The organism is Nitrobacter sp., from assembly GCF_051535235.1.
Classification (GTDB): domain Bacteria; phylum Pseudomonadota; class Alphaproteobacteria; order Rhizobiales; family Xanthobacteraceae; genus Nitrobacter.
Genome location: NZ_JBPPLZ010000001.1, coordinates 315071 through 327909, shown reverse-complemented (window position 1 = coordinate 327909; position 12839 = coordinate 315071). Strand labels below are relative to the sequence as shown.

Genomic DNA, 12839 nt, shown 5'->3' with positions numbered 1-12839 from the left:
GCCGTGGCGACGACCGTGCCGGGGACTTTCTTTCAGGAATAGCCGAGCACTTTCAGCGCTCTAAAAGCATGATTCCGACCCGAAGGGCCGCGCCCGCGCAAAGCGGAAACCGCTTTTCGGATAGGATCGTGCTCAATAGCGAGCAATTTCAGCCGCAGACCGCCTTTTCGGGCGGTTTTGTCGTGGCGACAGGAGAGCCAAATGCCCAAGCTGAAGACCAAATCGGGCGCGAAAAAGCGCTTCAAGATCACGGCCACCGGGAAGGTCAAGCACGCCCAGCGCGGCAAGCGCCACGGCATGATCAAGCGGACCAAGAAGCAGATTCGTCAGCTTCGCGGCACCCGCGTGCTGTTCAAGACTGACGGCGACAACATCAAGAAATACTTCTTGCCCAACGCCTGACCTCCGCTCGCCGCGACAACGCGGTATCCCGCATTAACCCGTTGATTTTGAGAGGAGTTCAGTCATGGCTCGCGTCAAGCGCGGTGTGACGGCTCATGCCAAGCACAAGAAAGTCTACAAGGTCACCAAGGGCTTTTCCGGCCGCCGGAAGAACACCATTCGTGCCGCCAAGGCGGCCGCCGACAAGGCCGGCCAGTACGCCTTCCGCGACCGCAAGCGCAAGAAGCGCACCTTCCGCGCGCTCTGGATCCAGCGCCTCAACGCCGCCGTGCGGCCGTTCGGCATGACCTACAGCCGCTTCATCGACGGGCTGTCGAAGTCGGGCATCACCGTCGACCGCAAGGTGCTGTCGGACCTTGCTATCAACGAGCCGGCGGCGTTTCAGGCGATCGCCGAGAAAGCCAAGGCCGCTCTCGCGGCCTGATCGTATCTGCCCGGCCGCGATCCCTGACATTTTGATGATGTCGTCATGGCCGGGCATAGCCGGGCGAAGAACGGCGTCGCTTCGCTCGCCTATGGTCCCGGCCATCCACGTCTGTTTGACATCGATCGGCCGCGAGATGTGGATGTCCGGATCAAGTCCGGGCATGACGCTGTGCAGGTGGTGATTGCCATGTCCGATTCCGAAAAGTCCGATCTCGATTCCCTTCAATCCCAGATCCTCAGCCAGATCGCAGCCGCCACCGACGAGGCCGCGCTGGAAGCCGTGCGCATCGCGACGCTCGGCAAAAAGGGCTCGATCTCCGCGCTGCTGTCGACCCTCGGCAAGATGTCGCCAGACGAGCGCAAGACCGAGGGCGCGAAGATCAACCTTGCCAAGGATGCGGTGACCGAGGCGCTGGGGGCGCGCCGCGAGGTACTCAAGGCCGCCGCGCTCGACGCTCGCCTTGCCTCGGAAACCATCGACGTCACGCTTCCCTTGCGCGAGACGCCTGCGGAGGCCGGCCGCATCCATCCGCTGAGCCAGGTGTGGGACGAGGTCACCACCATCTTCGCCGACATGGGCTTTGCGGTCGCCGAAGGGCCCGACATCGAGACCGACGACTACAACTTCACCCGGCTGAATTTTCCCGAAGGCCATCCGGCGCGGGAGATGCATGACACGTTCTATTTCAATCCGAAGAAGGAAACCGGGTCGGAGCCCGGCGCCGACCCGGGATCGTCCGGGGCGGGCGACTCGCGCCTGTTGCTGAGGACTCACACCTCGCCGGTGCAGGTGCGCACCATGCTCAGTCAAAAGCCGCCGATCCGCGTCATCTGTCCCGGCCGCACCTATCGCAGCGACAGTGACCAGACCCATACGCCGATGTTCCACCAGGTCGAGGGGCTGGTGATCGACAAGTCATCGCATCTCGGCCACCTCAAATGGATCCTGCACGAATTCTGCAAGGCGTTCTTCGAGGTCGACAACGTCAACATGCGCTTCCGCCCGTCGTTCTTCCCCTTCACCGAACCGTCGCTGGAAGTCGACATCCAGTGCCGCCGCGACAAGCACGAGATCCGCTTCGGCGAGGGCGATGACTGGCTGGAGATTCTCGGCTGCGGCATGGTGCATCCGAACGTCTTGAGGCTGTGCGGCATCGATCCCGAGGTCTATCAGGGCTTCGCCTGGGGCATGGGGATCGACCGCATCGCCATGCTGAAATACGGCATCGCCGATCTCAGGCAGTTGTTCGAAGGCGATGTGCGCTGGCTCAATCACTACGGCTTCAGGCCGCTCGAGATCCCGACGCTGGCGGGGGGATTGAGTTCGTGACGCTAAAAGCGCGAATATCTGAAAGCCATCAATGGATGATCGCGATGTTTGATCGAGCGATCAGTGCATTGATCGACGAAAAGAAGCTCGCGGGCGCGAGGCGTGACTTTGAAAACGAACCTGAGACGCCACTAAATCGCGCGGTCTATGAGACACTTGCTACCGTTGATACAAAGGCTACGGCGGTATTGACCCACGTATCGGTAATGCTCGCTGCAGCGGGCGTACTTTATTCTCAAACCACAGGTTTTCTTCGCTACATGTTTGGCGCCGAGCTAGTAGCCTATGTCGTGATGACTCTTTGCTGTCTTAGGCTAATTATGATCCCATACCTCGATGAAGAGCCGACTTCGAACGAAGCTGTAAGGCGAGAGGCGATACTCGACGGAACGGCTAGATTCACTTTCTTTATCTCGGTGATTTTTGCCGTAACATTTGTCGCAGAACTTATCTTCGGCCCAAAGCCATGAAATTCACCCTCTCCTGGCTGAAAGAGCATCTCGACACCGACGAGCCGCTGGAAAAACTCGCCGACAAGCTCACCATGATCGGGCTGGAGGTCGAGCACATCGCGGACAAGTCGAAGGCGCTGGCGCCCTACACCGTCGCGCGCGTGGTCTCCGCCGTGCGGCATCCGAATGCCGATCGGCTCAGGGTGTGCATGGTCGATACCGGCGAGACCAATGACAAGGGCGAGTCCGCTTATATCCAGGTGGTGTGCGGCGCGCCGAACGCGCGCGAGGGCCTTGTCAGCGTGTTCGCGCCGCCTGGCACCTACATTCCCGGCAAGGACATCACGCTAGGGGTCGGCACCATTCGCGGCGTCGAGAGCCGCGGCATGCTGTGCTCGGCGGCAGAACTCGAAATCTCCGACGACCACGATGGCATCATCGAACTGCCGGCCGACGCGCCGGTCGGCACTGGCTATGCGGAATGGGCCGGCCTCGGCGATCCCGTCATCGAGATCAACCTGACGCCGAACCGGCAGGACTGTACCGGCGTGCATGGCATCGCGCGCGACCTGTCCGCCGCCGACATGGGCAGCCTCAAAAATCCGACCATCAGGCCGGTCAAGGGCGAATTTTCCTGCCCGGTGAAGGTCACCGTTGAGGACGCCACGCTATGCCCCGGCTTCGCGCTGCGGCTGGTTCGCGGGGTGAGGAACGGCCCTTCGCCGGAATGGTTGCAAAAGCGCCTGACCTCGATCGGCCTGCGTCCGATCAACACGCTGGTCGATATCACGAACTTCATGACCTACGATCGCGGCCGGCCGCTGCATGTGTTCGACGCCAACAAGGTGCACGGCAATCTCACGGTGCGCCGCGCCCGCGCCGGTGAGACGCTGCTGGCGCTCGACGGCCGCACCTACACGCTCGATCCGGGCGTCTGCGTCATCGCCGACGACAGGGGTGTCGAATCGCTCGCCGGCATCATGGGTGGCGAGCAATCCGGCTGCGACGAGAGCACGACGGACGTGCTGATCGAATCGGCGCTGTGGAGCGAGATCAACATCGCCCAGACCGGCCGCAGGCTCGGCATCAATTCCGACGCGCGCTATCGTTTCGAGCGCGGCGTCGATCCCGCCTTCATGGTGCCCGGGCTCGAGATGGCGACGCGGCTGGTGATGGAATTGTGCGGCGGCACGCCGTCGGAGATTATCGTTGCCGGCCAGGCGCTGCCCGACGACCGGGTGATCGATTTTCCGCTGACTGAAACAAAGCGTCTCGCGGCGATTGACGTGCCGCTGCCGGAGACGCGCCGCATTCTCAGCCGTCTCGGCTTCATGGTGGCCGGCAATGGCCCGGTGGTGAAGGTCGCGATTCCCACCTGGCGCACCGACGTTCACGGCAAGGCCGACATCGTCGAGGAGATCGTGCGCATCGTCGGCGTCGACAAGGTGCCGATGACGCCGTTCGATCGGGGCGACGCGGCACGCAAACCGGTGCTGACGCCGATCCAGTCGCGCACGCGAAAGGCGCGGCGTGCGCTGGCGGCGCGCGGCATGGTCGAGGCGGTCAACTGGTCGTTCATCGCGAAATCGCAGGCCGAACTGTTCGGCGGCGGGAATGCGGAACTGGCGCTCGCCAATCCGATCGCGTCGGACCTCTCCGACATGCGGCCGAGCCTGCTGCCGGGCCTTATCGCCATCGCGCAGGCCAACGCCGATCGCGGCTTCCCCGATGTGGCGCTGTTCGAAGTCGGGCAGATCTTCCGCGGCGACCGTCCGCAGGACCAGTTCACCGCAGCCGCCGGCGTTCGCCGCGGCATCGCCTCGTCGGCAGGCATCGGGCGGCACTGGTCGGGCTCGGCCGCGGCGGATGCACTTGACGTCAAGGCCGATGCGTTCGCGGTGCTCGCCGCAGCCGGCGCGCCGGTGCAGGCGATGCAGGTCGCGGCCGGCAGCGAATCGAAAAACTTTCCGGTTTGGCTGCATCCCGGACGTTCGGCCGCGATCCAGATCGGGCCGCAGAACGTGCTCGGCTATTTCGGCGAGTTGCATCCGCGCGTGCTCGAAGCATTGAAGGCCGACGGCCCGGTGATGGCGTTCGAGGTGATCCTCGACCGCATTCCGGAAGCAAAGCAAAAGGCGACGCGCGCCAAAACGGCGCTGGAGCTGCCGGCATTTCAGCCGGTGTCGCGCGACTTCGCCTTCATCGTCGATCGCGGCGTGAAAGCCGCCGACATCGTGCGCGCGGCGCAAGGCGTGGACAAGAAACTGATCGCCGGCGTCACCGTGTTCGACCTCTATGAGGGCAAGGGCATCGAGGCGAACAAGAAATCGGTCGCCATCGCGGTGACGATCCAGCCGCGTGACAAGACCCTGACCGATCAGGAGATCGACGCGGTGGCGGCGAAGATCGTCGCCGAGGTCGCGAAGAAAACCGGCGGGAGCTTGCGCGGATAGCGCGCATGGCGAAAAAAATGTCTCGCGATTACGCCGGCAACAGATCGCAATAGGCGAACCCGTCGCGCTCGACGACCTCGCCGGAGGTGACCTCGATCCGATGTGAAAACATCGGACCAGCGACGACGCAGGTGTGGAACTCGCCGTTTTCGCCGCACGGATCGATCCCGGCTGGAAGGTCCGCCAGCAACGCCTGATCGAAGCTGCGGCCGGCAAACGAGGAGTCGAGTTTCGCCCGGTCGACCGTGACAAGACGCGCCTCTAAGCCGTTTGCGATCATCTCGCGCGCAAGCGCCGCGGTCGGGCGGCCCCACAGCGGAAAAACCGGCGCAATGCCGGTACCGGCGAGCTTCTGCTCGCGATAGGCGCGAATGTCCGCAAGAAACAGATCGCCGAAGATGACATGCGTGATGCCGTTCCGCTTTGCGTCCGCCATCGCCGCCGCCATCCGCTCTTCGTAGACCTCGTTCGGACAGGGATGGGGAATCGGCACCACGTTCGCCGGAAGTCCTGCGGTTGCGAGCTGCGACTTCAAGACCTCCTCGCGCACGCCATGGATCGAGACGCGGCCGAAGGTCTCATTTACGGTGGTCAGCGCGCCGACGACATCGAACGCGCCCGTTTGGCGGACCTCGTGCAGGGCAAAGGCGCTGTCCTTGCCTGACGACCACGAGATCAGCGCTTGCGATCGCGTCATCTGGGTAACGGAAAGCCGAAGGAGTCCTGCGGACGTCGCGACGGTTTCCGTCCGTGATGTCGGGATGGCTTGCGCGGTTGCGTCTCCGGCGTCGCTTCCTTGAGCGCGCCGATCTTGCGGAGCGCGGCATCAGCGGCGCGCTCGCCGCTTTCCCACGCGCCGTCGACCCTGCCCCACAGCGTCTCGTGCGTGGCCTCCCCTGCGAAGAACAGGTTGCCCAGCGGCTCGATCAGGATTTTGCGCGACGGCTGCCCGCCGACCTCCGCCGCCGACATGGCGCCGAGCACATGGGGCGCCGCGTTCCAGCGGGTGGCGGCGGATCTTTGCACCGCGTTCGCCACATCGCTGCCGAACAGTTTCGTCAGCCATTCCTGGCCGAACGCAATCATCGCAGCCTCGCCCTGTGCCGAGAGATCGCGGCCGAAGCTGCCTGCGACATCGATGGTGCACAGCGACGATCCGGTTGTGCCCGCCGTAAGAAGCGCGGTCTTTCCGTCGCTGCTCTGCTCGATCATGGTCTCGCCGGGTCCGAGCCCGAACGGATTATCGGGCAGCCACAGCGCGATGCGGTCGTAGCTGCCGAGCGACAGTCTTGCAGCGGCATCGAGATGACGCTTCGGCAGTTCAGGCGTGAAGCGGATGTCGCCGGAGGTCAGCACATTGGTGGACACGGTGACGATGACAGCGCGCGCGCCGATGCGACCCGCGAGCGTCTCGACTCCGATGTCGCGGCCGGCCCACGTCACGCGGCTTGCCGGCGTCGATAGGCTGATCGGAAGACCTTGACCGAGCGCCGCAAGCAGCGCGCCGAGGCCTCGTTCGCAGCCGATTGCGGCGTGGCGCTGGGGCGCGCGTGCGCGATCCATCGCCGAGAGGTCTTTCAGGTCCTTTCCGGTCGCGCTCGCGCCGAGCACGAAGTCGATCGTCCCGGCCCAGACATCGAGATCGCCGGGCATCGCCGCGGCGCAGGAGAGGTCGGTCCTGCCGCGCGCGGCGTCTGCGATGGCGCGCCTCGCGCGCACCAGCGCTGCAAGGAACTGTTCGGTTTCGCCGGCGCGCGCGTTGCGCCGCCCGATGCGGATTTTCTGGCCGGGCGGAGCAGGAAACACCGCGGTTCCTGTGCCTCGCGCCAGCCTGGCCATCAGGTTGGTGTCGGGGTCAAAGAGCCAGCGCGCGCCGCGATCGAACGGCGTATCGAAGGTCGTCAGATCGGTGTGACAGCGTCCGCCAATCCGGTCAGCCGCTTCGACCACGACCACTTTGCGGTTGGCGTCATGAATCCGCCGCGCTGCCGCAATGCCGGCGGCGCCCGCGCCGATCACCACCACGTCGGCCTCGCGCGGCAGCGATGCGCGCGCCGCGTCGCTCTGCGCTCCTGCGGCGAGCGCGGCGAATGCCAGCAGGACATCGCGGCGCGTGATTGTCATGGCATGGTTTCCGATGTCTTGAAACGCAGGGACCGCTCGTGTGGTGGTTCAGATGTTTTTCTCACCTCTTCTGCACGTCCGATAAGAGAACTTCTGAACCTAAGCCACACGAAAATCGCAGATTTTCAATCCTTTCGAATCCGAAGTTCGCAAAACATCGCCGCAAAGGCCGGAGAACTTCGGATTCGGGATGTAGCGAACTTGCCGCATCAATGCGTCTGCGGCAACCGTCATGGTGAATCAATCGTAATCTGGCGATCGCTGCCATGAACTAAATTGCAATGGCCTTTGACCATGATAAGGAGTGGAAAACCGGTCAGGACGAACGGCGGAGAGAAACTGCCATGGGCCTCGTGCTCGATACGGTCGGGAAATGGATTGCGGCCTATCTCCAGAAGGAGGTGCCGGGCTACGAACCGTTCACGCCGAGCGACCCGGAGCATCTGCGCGATCTCATTCAGGAGGGCGATGTCCTCCTGGTCGAGGGCAACAGCCGCATCTCCGGCATCATCAAGTATCTCACGCAATCGACATGGTCGCACTCCGCGCTTTATGTCGGCCCGATCGACGGCGCCAGAGAACCTGACGGCGAGCCGCACGTCCTGATCGAGGCCGAAATCGGCATGGGCGTCACCTCCGCGCCGCTGTCGAAATATTTTCCGTATCACACCCGGCTGTGCCGCCCGGTCGGTCTGTCCTACGAAGACCGTGTCACGGTATGCCGTTATGCCATCAACCGGATCGGTTTCGGCTACGACACCAAGAATATCGTCGATCTGATGCGATATCTTGTTCCGCTGCCCGTGCCGCAGCGCTGGCGGCGGCGCATGATCGCGTTCGGTTCCGGCGATCCGACCAAGATGATCTGTTCGGCGCTGATCGCGCAAGCGTTCGGCGCGGTGCGCTATCCGATCCTGCCGAAGATCACCCGCGCCGGCAGCCGCAACGCGCGGCGCGAGATTCTGCACATCCGCGATTCCTCGCTCTACATGCCGCGCGATTTCGACATCTCGCCTTATTTCGAGATCGTCAAGCCCACGATCGTGCGGGGGTTCGACTATCTGTCGCTCCATTGGGCCGACAGGCAAAAGCCGCTCGGGGAGGTGGCGGGCGCGATGGATCCGTTTCAAGCCGGGGTCGGGTCGCCGCCGCCTGTTTCCGAACCGGCTGACCAGCATCAGCCGGTTCTTCCTGAAGAAGTGAGTGCAATGCGAGGCCATTCATGACCGAGGCCGACGGCGCCGCTCCGGAACTTGCCGTGTCGCAATGGTTCAACACCGGCGAGCCGCTGACGCTTGCCGCGCTGCGCGGCCGCCCGGTGCTGCTCCATGCCTTCCAGATGCTGTGCCCCGGCTGCGTCGCGCATGGCACGCCGCAGACTCAGCGCGCCTATGAGTTGTTCAAGGCGACCGACCTTCAGGTGATCGGCCTGCATACGGTATTCGAACATCACGCCGCGATGATGCCGGTTTCGCTCGAAGCCTTCATTCACGAATACAGGCTGACATTTCCGATCGGCGTTGACGCAGCCGGCGACGGCACCCCGCTGCCGGTCACCATGAGTCGCTACGCCATGCAGGGGACGCCGACCAGCATTCTGATCGGCCGCAACGGCAGCATCGTTCATCACGGCTTCGGCCAGCAGAGCGACATGGCGCTTGGCGCCATGATCGCGGCCGAACTCGCGGGCGCAAAGACTTACGCCGCCTAGCGCCTTTTTCGCTTCTGAATCGCCGCGCCTCCGCGCATGAACTCGGCACGATCCGCCTCCGCATCTCGGCTGCGGCATCCGCGCTGGTCCGCGCCCTTGCCGGGGCGGGCCACGGCGTTTATCTGAGCCCAGGGTTCACCGGAAACTGACGGTCATGATCGGCGCTGCTGTCAAAGCTCTCATGCAGATACTGTCGCCGCCGATGCGCGCCATCCTGTGGCGCGCCATCGGGCTTGCGCTGGTGCTGATCGTCGTGGTCTCGGTCGGATTGCAGCGGCTCTTGAGCTGGTTCGCCGGTTCCGGCGAGCTCTGGGCCGAGACCGTGCTGGGGCCGACCTTCCACACACCGCTCAACATCCTGGCCTGGATCATTTCGATCGCCGCGGGCTTCGGCATCGTGTTCGGCGCGGTGTTTCTGATGCCCGCGATCACCTCGCTGGTCGCGAGCGTGTTCGTCGACGACGTCGGCGAGATCGTCGAGCGCGAGCATTATCCGGCGGACCATCCGGGCGCGCCGCTGCCGTTCGGCCTCGCGATGTCCGAAGGCATCAAGACCGCGGCTCTGACGCTGCTCGTCTACCTGATCGCGCTGCCTTTCGTGTTCGTGGCCGGCGCGGGCTTCATCGCCTTCTTCATCGCTACCGCATGGCTGCTCGGCCGGGAATATTTCGAACTCGCGGCGATGCGGTTTCGTTCGCCTGCGGAGGCCAAGGCGATGCGCCGCGACCACGCCGCCACGGTGTTCATGGCCGGTCTGATCATCGCAGGCTTCGTGGCGATCCCGATCGTCAATCTGGCGACGCCGCTGTTCGGCATGGCGTTCATGGTCCATATGCACAAGCGGTTGTCGGGGCCGCGGTCCGAGCTGATCGCGCCGGATCGGCGCGGCCGGCAGCCGCTGGCCTAGAGCGGGTTTGCTTCGGACGGAGCCGCCGTGCCCGGCTTATGTCGGGCATCCCACGTCTTTCCGGAAATTTCCGCCGCGAAGACCTGGATGGCCGGGACGGCCCGGCCTTGCTTTCTTCATATTGCGCCGCAATTGGTGTAGTTGTTCGGTCCGGGTTTTGGCTGGCGGAAGCCGGTGCCGTGCGCACACCAGGATACAAGCCCGGAATTGCGGTCCTTGAGGAGAAAGTCGATGTCGATTGAGTCGGATGTGATCGTCGATCGCCGCAGGTTGCGCAGCAAGCTCACTTTCTGGCGAGTCGCATCGGCAGCGATCGCGATTGCCGCGTTTATCGCCGTTGCGGCCTACGCCACGCCGTGGGGCCGCAGGCTGACCGGTGCCACCGCCATCCAGCGCGTCAATATCGAAGGCCTGATCCGCAGCGACCAGAATCGCGTCGAGGCGCTGGAGCGGCTCGGCAAGTCGAACGCGCCCGCGGTCATCGTGCACATCAATTCGCCGGGCGGCACCACGTCCGGATCCGAACAGCTCTACGACGCCCTGATGCGTTTGAAGGCCAGGAAGCCGATGGTGGTGGTGGTCGAAGGGCTCTGCGCGTCGGGCGGATATATCGCCGCGCTCGCCTCCGATCACATTGTCGCGCAGCAGACGGCGCTGGTCGGCTCGATCGGCGTGCTGTTTCAGTATCCGAATTTCACCGATCTTCTGAAAACGGTCGGAATCAAGGTCGAGGAAGTGAAATCGTCGCCGCTGAAGGCGGCCCCGAACGGCTATGAGCCGACCAGCCCGGAGGCGCGGGCCGCAATCGATGCGCTGGTGAAGGATTCCTACGCCTGGTTCCGCGGCCTGGTGCAGAATCGGCGCGGCATGGACGCTGCGCAACTGGAGAAGGTCGCCGACGGCCGCGTCTTCACCGGACGGCAGGCGATCGACCTCAAGCTGATCGATCAGCTTGGCGACGAAAAGACCGCGATCGCATGGCTTGTCGCCGAGAAGAAAGTCGCTCCCGACCTGCCGGTGCGCGATTTCAAGTTGTCGCCGCGCTTCGGAGACCTGACGTTCCTGCGCACCGCCGCCTTCGTGACCTTCGATGCGCTGGGACTGAGCGGCATTGCGCGTCAGGTGGAGCAGGCCGGCGTGGTGCGGGCGGCGGATCGGCTGGGTCTCGACGGAATGCTGGCATTGTGGCAGCCAGCGCCCTCGAATTGAGGCTCGAATCGGACGCGCGCGGGCATTTTTTGCTGGAAGGAGCCCGCAAATGCCGCGGTGCAGAATTTTTGCGGCGGCTTCCCTGAACCGTGCGAATCGCATTTAGCGACTTGACAGTCCTGACCATTTTCACGGAAATGGACCCTCCCATATATGGGTCCCAGTCTCGATGATCAAATCCGAACTCGTTCAACGCATCGCCGAGCACAACCCGCACCTCTATCAGCGGGATGTGGAGAACATCGTGAACGCGATTCTCGACGAGATTGTCGCCGCGCTTGCGCGGGGCGATCGGGTCGAGCTGCGTGGTTTTGGGGCGTTCTCGGTCAAACATCGTCCTGCGCGTGCGGGTCGCAATCCGCGTACGGGAGAACACGTCCCGGTCGATCAGAAGAGCGTGCCGTTTTTCAAGACCGGCAAGGAAATGCGCGAGCGGCTCAATCGCGAGAATGCGGCGAGTGAAGCGAGCGCGTAGGAACATTCAGGGGGACGGCCCCATGAATCTGCCGAACCTGTCAGCATGAGTGCTTGACGCTACCGTCGCGAGAGAGATCATGCGAAAATTCCTGACCGGCCTGATCGTGATTCCGCTTGGTGTGCTTTTCATCGTGTTCGCGTTCGCAAACCGTCATCCGGTGACGGTGACGTTCGATCCCTTCGATGCGAACGACCGGATGGCCACCATCACCCTGCCGCTGTTCATCCTCATCATTGCGGTTGCGATCTTCGGCGTGGTGGCCGGGAGCGTCGCGACCCGGTTCGGGCAGCGCCGCTGGCGTCAAAAGGTGCGCCAGTATGAGGCGGATGCGCGGGAGGCGCGCATGGAACTGGCCGACCTGCGATCGCGCTGGGAGTCCCGCGAGACCGCGCGGCTGCCGGATCTGACGCGCCGGGCCGGATAGCGGCGTCCCCGCTGCCAAGGCAAAGAACTTTCCGACGGCCCCTGCGCGCGGACGAGACAAGGGCCACGCGACGTTGTAGAACCCGCGCGAGCGCGTGTGATGCCCGGAACCGGCCGGGTCGCCGGTTGTCCGTGTGCGCGCCGGATCGTTCGAGACCCATGTCCCTGATCGTCAAGATATGCGGCCTGTCCACCCCTGCGACCCTCGATGCGGCGCTGCAGGCCGGCGCCGATATGGCGGGATTCGTGTTCTTTCCGGCCTCGCCACGGCATCTCGATCTGGCGCGTGCGCACCAACTCGGCGCGCAGGTGCGCGGTCGCGCGGTCAAGGTCGCGCTGACCGTGGATGCCGACGACGCGACGATGGACGGCATCGTCGAGGCCTTGCGGCCCGATCTGCTGCAATTGCACGGCAAGGAAACCGTGGCTCGCATACACGAGATCAGGCAGAGGTTTGGGCTGCCGGTCATGAAGGCGATCGGCGTCGAGACATCAGCCGATCTTGCGGAACTGCCCGGTTACGCCGCTGCGGCCGACCGTGTGCTGTTCGATGCGCGTCCGCCGAAGGACGCCACGCGGCCGGGCGGGCTGGGCGTTCCCTTCGACTGGCGGGTTCTGGAAAACCTGGCTCTTGAGATTCCGTTCATGATCTCCGGCGGCCTCGCCGCAAGCAACGTCCAGGACGCAGTGCGGATCACGCGCGCCGGCGGCGTCGATGTCTCCTCCAGCGTGGAAAGCGCGCCGGGGGTCAAGGATCCGGAAATGATCCGGGATTTCATTCGGGCCGCGCGAGCGGCCGCAACCAGTTTGCGCGAAGCGACCTCCCATGTTGGGTAGTTCCGGAGAACCACGGCAGCCGTCGTGCCTGCGCAGAGTCGCAGACTGCGCAAACCTGTCCGTTTCGCGGGCATTCACCTCTGCCGG

General features: G+C 64.0%; 14 protein-coding genes. 12 read left to right on the top strand and 2 right to left on the bottom strand.

Translation table 11 applies throughout. From position 1 onward, the window contains the following. The first annotated feature begins 201 nt into the window (after nucleotides 1–201). The 5 genes from rpmI (at nucleotide 202) to pheT (ending at nucleotide 5063) form a co-directional block, all read left to right on the top strand. Entirely contained in the window at nucleotides 202–402 is a 201-nt protein-coding gene (gene rpmI / locus ACS3WA_RS01625; RefSeq protein WP_009796600.1) for a 50S ribosomal protein L35, read from the top strand. A 64-nt stretch (nucleotides 403–466) separates the two neighbouring features. Further along, nucleotides 467–826, top strand: a complete 360-nt coding sequence (gene rplT, locus ACS3WA_RS01620) for a 50S ribosomal protein L20 (protein ID WP_009796601.1) — start codon at nucleotides 467–469, stop codon at nucleotides 824–826. A gap of 189 nt (nucleotides 827–1015) precedes the next feature. Then, complete coding sequence (gene pheS, locus ACS3WA_RS01615; protein WP_438276982.1) at nucleotides 1016–2158, top strand: phenylalanine--tRNA ligase subunit alpha; 1143 nt, start codon at nucleotides 1016–1018, stop codon at nucleotides 2156–2158. Next, a complete protein-coding gene (locus ACS3WA_RS01610) occupies nucleotides 2155–2628 on the top strand; it encodes a hypothetical protein (RefSeq protein ID WP_438276816.1) in 474 nt (157 codons plus the stop codon). Before pheS ends, ACS3WA_RS01610 begins: the two co-directional genes overlap by 4 nt. After that, nucleotides 2625–5063, top strand: coding sequence for a phenylalanine--tRNA ligase subunit beta (pheT, locus tag ACS3WA_RS01605; RefSeq protein WP_438276815.1), 2439 nt, complete (start codon nucleotides 2625–2627; stop codon nucleotides 5061–5063). Before ACS3WA_RS01610 ends, pheT begins: the two co-directional genes overlap by 4 nt. 28 nt (nucleotides 5064–5091) lie before the next feature. Here pheT and ACS3WA_RS01600 read toward each other — a convergent pair whose 3' ends face one another. Both ACS3WA_RS01600 and ACS3WA_RS01595 read right to left on the bottom strand, forming a co-directional pair. Continuing rightward, on the bottom strand, nucleotides 5092–5760 hold the full coding sequence (locus tag ACS3WA_RS01600) for an ATP-binding protein (RefSeq protein WP_438276814.1): 669 nt from the start codon (nucleotides 5758–5760) through the stop codon (nucleotides 5092–5094). Further along, nucleotides 5757–7187: a flavin monoamine oxidase family protein gene (locus ACS3WA_RS01595; RefSeq protein WP_438276813.1), complete on the bottom strand. Its 1431-nt coding sequence runs from the start codon at nucleotides 7185–7187 to the stop codon at nucleotides 5757–5759. The genes ACS3WA_RS01600 and ACS3WA_RS01595 overlap by 4 nt, the downstream gene beginning before the upstream one ends. Nucleotides 7188–7531: 344 nt before the next feature. Here ACS3WA_RS01595 and ACS3WA_RS01590 point away from each other — a divergent pair, with 344 nt between their 5' ends. The 7 genes from ACS3WA_RS01590 to ACS3WA_RS01560 all read left to right on the top strand — a co-directional run bounded on the left by ACS3WA_RS01590 (nucleotide 7532) and on the right by ACS3WA_RS01560 (nucleotide 12752). Continuing rightward, nucleotides 7532–8413: a lipo-like protein gene (locus ACS3WA_RS01590; protein WP_438276812.1), complete on the top strand. Its 882-nt coding sequence runs from the start codon at nucleotides 7532–7534 to the stop codon at nucleotides 8411–8413. Next, entirely contained in the window at nucleotides 8410–8898 is a 489-nt protein-coding gene (locus ACS3WA_RS01585) for a peroxiredoxin family protein (RefSeq protein ID WP_438276811.1), read from the top strand. Before ACS3WA_RS01590 ends, ACS3WA_RS01585 begins: the two co-directional genes overlap by 4 nt. Nucleotides 8899–9052: 154 nt before the next feature. Further along, a complete protein-coding gene (locus tag ACS3WA_RS01580; RefSeq protein WP_438276810.1) occupies nucleotides 9053–9805 on the top strand; it encodes a sulfate transporter family protein in 753 nt (250 codons plus the stop codon). A 231-nt stretch (nucleotides 9806–10036) separates the two neighbouring features. After that, a complete protein-coding gene (sppA, locus tag ACS3WA_RS01575) occupies nucleotides 10037–11014 on the top strand; it encodes a signal peptide peptidase SppA (RefSeq protein WP_438276809.1) in 978 nt (325 codons plus the stop codon). Nucleotides 11015–11183: 169 nt separating this feature from the next. Beyond that, complete coding sequence (locus tag ACS3WA_RS01570; protein WP_438273727.1) at nucleotides 11184–11489, top strand: integration host factor subunit beta; 306 nt, start codon at nucleotides 11184–11186, stop codon at nucleotides 11487–11489. Nucleotides 11490–11568: 79 nt separating this feature from the next. Continuing rightward, a complete protein-coding gene (locus ACS3WA_RS01565) occupies nucleotides 11569–11916 on the top strand; it encodes a DUF1049 domain-containing protein (RefSeq protein WP_438276808.1) in 348 nt (115 codons plus the stop codon). Between the two features lie 158 nt (nucleotides 11917–12074). Further along, nucleotides 12075–12752, top strand: coding sequence for a phosphoribosylanthranilate isomerase (locus tag ACS3WA_RS01560; protein ID WP_438276807.1), 678 nt, complete (start codon nucleotides 12075–12077; stop codon nucleotides 12750–12752). Nucleotides 12753–12839: the final 87 nt, after the last annotated feature.

Coding starts and splice junctions, on each gene's coding strand:
- sppA (WP_438276809.1), top strand. CDS start 10,037: ATGTCGATTGAGTCGGATGTGATCGTCGATCGCCGCAGGTTGCGCAGC.
- ACS3WA_RS01585 (WP_438276811.1), top strand. CDS start 8,410: ATGACCGAGGCCGACGGCGCCGCTCCGGAACTTGCCGTGTCGCAATGG.
- ACS3WA_RS01570 (WP_438273727.1), top strand. CDS start 11,184: ATGATCAAATCCGAACTCGTTCAACGCATCGCCGAGCACAACCCGCAC.
- ACS3WA_RS01560 (WP_438276807.1), top strand. CDS start 12,075: ATGTCCCTGATCGTCAAGATATGCGGCCTGTCCACCCCTGCGACCCTC.
- rpmI (WP_009796600.1), top strand. CDS start 202: ATGCCCAAGCTGAAGACCAAATCGGGCGCGAAAAAGCGCTTCAAGATC.
- ACS3WA_RS01595 (WP_438276813.1), bottom strand. CDS start 7,187: ATGACAATCACGCGCCGCGATGTCCTGCTGGCATTCGCCGCGCTCGCC.
- ACS3WA_RS01565 (WP_438276808.1), top strand. CDS start 11,569: ATGCGAAAATTCCTGACCGGCCTGATCGTGATTCCGCTTGGTGTGCTT.
- pheS (WP_438276982.1), top strand. CDS start 1,016: ATGTCCGATTCCGAAAAGTCCGATCTCGATTCCCTTCAATCCCAGATC.
- ACS3WA_RS01580 (WP_438276810.1), top strand. CDS start 9,053: ATGATCGGCGCTGCTGTCAAAGCTCTCATGCAGATACTGTCGCCGCCG.
- ACS3WA_RS01590 (WP_438276812.1), top strand. CDS start 7,532: ATGGGCCTCGTGCTCGATACGGTCGGGAAATGGATTGCGGCCTATCTC.
- ACS3WA_RS01600 (WP_438276814.1), bottom strand. CDS start 5,760: ATGACGCGATCGCAAGCGCTGATCTCGTGGTCGTCAGGCAAGGACAGC.
- pheT (WP_438276815.1), top strand. CDS start 2,625: ATGAAATTCACCCTCTCCTGGCTGAAAGAGCATCTCGACACCGACGAG.
- rplT (WP_009796601.1), top strand. CDS start 467: ATGGCTCGCGTCAAGCGCGGTGTGACGGCTCATGCCAAGCACAAGAAA.